Annotated in this window: 4 protein-coding genes; 3 read left to right on the plus strand and 1 reads right to left on the minus strand. The window is 72.2% G+C overall.

The window, feature by feature from the left end:
• Positions 1 to 60: 60 nt before the first annotated feature.
• Positions 61 to 558, minus strand: coding sequence for a MarR family winged helix-turn-helix transcriptional regulator (locus A8W25_RS22685; RefSeq protein ID WP_067164438.1), 498 nt, complete (start codon positions 556 to 558; stop codon positions 61 to 63).
• 79 nt (positions 559 to 637) lie between these two features.
• Here A8W25_RS22685 and A8W25_RS22690 point away from each other — a divergent pair, with 79 nt between their 5' ends.
• The 3 genes from A8W25_RS22690 to A8W25_RS22700 form a co-directional block, all read left to right on the plus strand.
• Positions 638 to 1,591, plus strand: coding sequence for an EamA family transporter (locus A8W25_RS22690; RefSeq protein ID WP_067164440.1), 954 nt, complete (start codon positions 638 to 640; stop codon positions 1,589 to 1,591).
• A 69-nt stretch (positions 1,592 to 1,660) separates the two neighbouring features.
• The gene (locus tag A8W25_RS22695; RefSeq protein WP_067164441.1) at positions 1,661 to 2,566 is read left to right on the plus strand and encodes a DMT family transporter; all 906 of its coding nucleotides are present in this window, start codon (positions 1,661 to 1,663) and stop codon (positions 2,564 to 2,566) included.
• Positions 2,567 to 2,589: 23 nt separating this feature from the next.
• Positions 2,590 to 2,943: LysR family transcriptional regulator (locus tag A8W25_RS22700; protein WP_234386549.1), on the plus strand; the 354-nt coding region annotated here is incomplete at its 3' end.

Consider the following 2,943-nt stretch of genomic DNA (forward strand, 5'->3'; position numbering starts at 1 on the left):
CGCCCCGACGCCCGGTGCGCCCGCCCTCCGGGCGGACGACGGGGGTTCGGAAACAGGCTCTCAGTGCGCCGAGAGCAGCTTGCGCAGCAGCCCGTTCAGCTGCTCCGCCTCGGCCGCGTCGAGCACCCCGTCCAGCACCTCGTGCTGCATCTCCAGACCGGCCGTCACCGACTCGTCGACGATCTCCCGGCCCTTCTCGGAGAGGGTGACGCGCAGCCCGCGCCGGTCGTTCGGGTCCGGGCTGCGGCTGAGCAGCCCGGCCTTCTCCAGCTTGTCCAGCCGTCCGGTCATCCCGCCGGTGGTGAGCATCGTGGTCGCCGAGAGCTGGCGCGGCGAGAGCGTGTACGGCTCGCCGGAGCGCCGCAGCGTCGCCAGTACGTCGAACTCGCCGCGCGAGATCCCGTACCGCTTGTACTCCTTCTCGATCCGGTCGCCCATGGCCCGCGAGATGCGGTAGATGCGCCCGTAGACGGCCATCGGGACGGTGTCGAGGTCGGGCCGGACCTCCGCCCACTGCGCGGCGATGGCGTCGACGGGGTCACGGGGGGTCGCAGTCATGGGACCAGTATCCGAGCCGATTGGATCGGACGCAAGAAAGTTGCTTGACGAAAAGTAGCTTACGAGTAAGCTACTTCTCATGAAGCGAACCCAGAGCCGTATAGCCACCGTCGCCCTCACCGCCCTCGCCCCGGTCTCCTGGGGCTCCACCTACGCGGTGACGACGGAGTTCCTGCCCGCCGACCGGCCGTTGTTCACGGGCATGATGCGGGCGCTGCCCGCCGGGCTCGCGCTCCTCCTCGTCACCCGGCGACTGCCGCGCGGGGAGTGGTGGTGGAAGGCGCTGGTCCTGGGGGCGCTGAACATCGGGGCCTTCTTCCCGCTCCTCTTCCTCGCCGCCTACCGGCTGCCCGGCGGTATGGCCGCGGTCATCGGCTCGCTGGGGCCGCTGTGGGTGGCCGGGCTCGCCGCGCTCTTCCTCGGGGAGCGGCCGTCCCTGCGGACCCTGCTCACCGGGATCGCGGCGGCCCTGGGGGTCAGCCTCGTCGTCCTGAAGGCGACGGGCGCGCTGGACGCCGTCGGGGTCGCGGCCGGTGTCGCCTCGTCCGTGGCGATGGCCGCCGGGACCGTCTTCACCAAGCGGTGGGGGCGCCCGGAGGGGGTCGGCCCGCTGGTGCTCACCGGCTGGCAGCTGACCGCGGGCGGACTGCTCATCGCGCCGGTCGCCTTCCTGGTCGAGGGCGCGCCGCCCGCGCTCGACGGCCGCAACCTCGCGGGCTACCTCTACCTCGCCCTGGTCAACACGGCCGTCGGGTACTGGCTCTGGTTCCGTGGCATCGGCCGCCTCACCGCCACCTCGGTCACCTTCCTCGGCCCGCTGTCGCCGCTGACCGCCGCCGTGATCGGCTGGGCCGCCCTCGGGCAGGCGCTGAGCCCGCTGCAGCTCACGGGGATGGCGATCGCCTTCGGGGCGACGCTGGCGGGCCAGTACGTGCCTAGGGCCAGGACCCCGAAGCCCGAACTGTTCGTTTCTCCTGAACGAATCGATCAGAAAGATTCGATGGACGCGATGGTTTCGCCGGTGCGACGGTAGTCCGGCACCCACCGAACCACCGAGAACCACCGAGATCCCATCGAAGGAGCAGCGACCGCCGTGGCAGTCCTGGAACACGTCCGCACCATCGCGACGCCCACGAGGGCGAGCCGGGCCAACGGCCCCGGGCTCGCCCTCGCGGGCGTCGCGACCCTCGTCTGGTCGGGCAGCTTCGTCGCCTCCCGGGCCCTGCACGACTCGGTGCCCCCCGTCCAGGCCGCCTTCTGGCGCTGGATCATCGCCCTGGTGGCGGTGGCGCCGTTCGCGGCCCGCGAGACCTGGCGCCAACGGGCCCTGATCCGACGCCACTTCCGCTTCGTCCTGCTGGCCGCGCTGCTGGGCGTCACGGTCTACAACACCCTCGTCAACCAGGCCGGACTCTCCACCTCCGCGGGCAACATGGGCATGATCATGGCCGCTTCGCCGGTGCTGATGGCGGTGTACGAGCGGCTCGGCGGCGGGCGGCTCGGGGCTCGGCGGACGGCCGGGATGCTCGTCGCCTGCGCCGGGGTGCTGCTGCTGATGAGCAAGGGCTCGCTCGCGCCGAGCTTCGCCGCCGGGGACCTGTGGATGGTCGCCGCCGCGTTCTCCTTCGCCTCGTACAGCGCCCTGCTGCGCCGCCGCCCCGCCGAACTCGGCGGCCTCGCCTTCCTGTTCACCACGTTCGCGCTCGGCGCGCTGATGCTGGCGCCGGTGTACGGGGTGAGCCTGGCGGTCCAGGGCGGCTTCGCGGCGACGCCGGGGACGGTCGGGCCGCTGGTGTACGTGGGCGTTCTCTCCTCCGCGGTCGCCTTCTTCGCCTGGAACAAGGCGATCGGGCTGATCGGCGCGGCCCGGGCGGGCGTCGTCTACTACCTCCAGCCGGCGTGTGTGGCCCTGCTCTCCTTCGCCCTGCTGGGCGAGGCGACGGGCCCCGGCCAACTGATCTCCATGGCGCTGATCCTGGGCGGCGTGGTCCTGGGCTCCCGCCGCTAGAGGGCCTGGCTAGATTGACGCCCATGAGCAAGAAGGATCACGGGGTGCGCGGGGAGCCGGGGGAGCCCGGGGGGACCTCCTCCGCCAGGCCGCACGACTGGGACGTCAAGAAGCTCCACATCCTGCGGACCCTGCGGGACCGGGGGACCGTGACCGCCACCGCCGAGGCGCTACTGATGACGCCCTCGGCGGTCTCGCAGCAGCTGACGAACCTGGCGAAGCAGCTCGGGGTGACCCTCCTGGAGGCGGACGGCCGCCGGGTCCGCCTCACCGACGCGGCCCATCTCGTACTGCGCCACGCCGAGGCCGTTTTCGCCCAACTGGAGCGGGCGGACGCGGAGTTGGCAGGGTATCTGCGGGGCGAGGCGGGGCGGGTG

Source organism: Streptomyces sp. ERV7 (genome assembly GCF_001653515.1).
Lineage (GTDB): Bacteria > Actinomycetota > Actinomycetes > Streptomycetales > Streptomycetaceae > Streptomyces.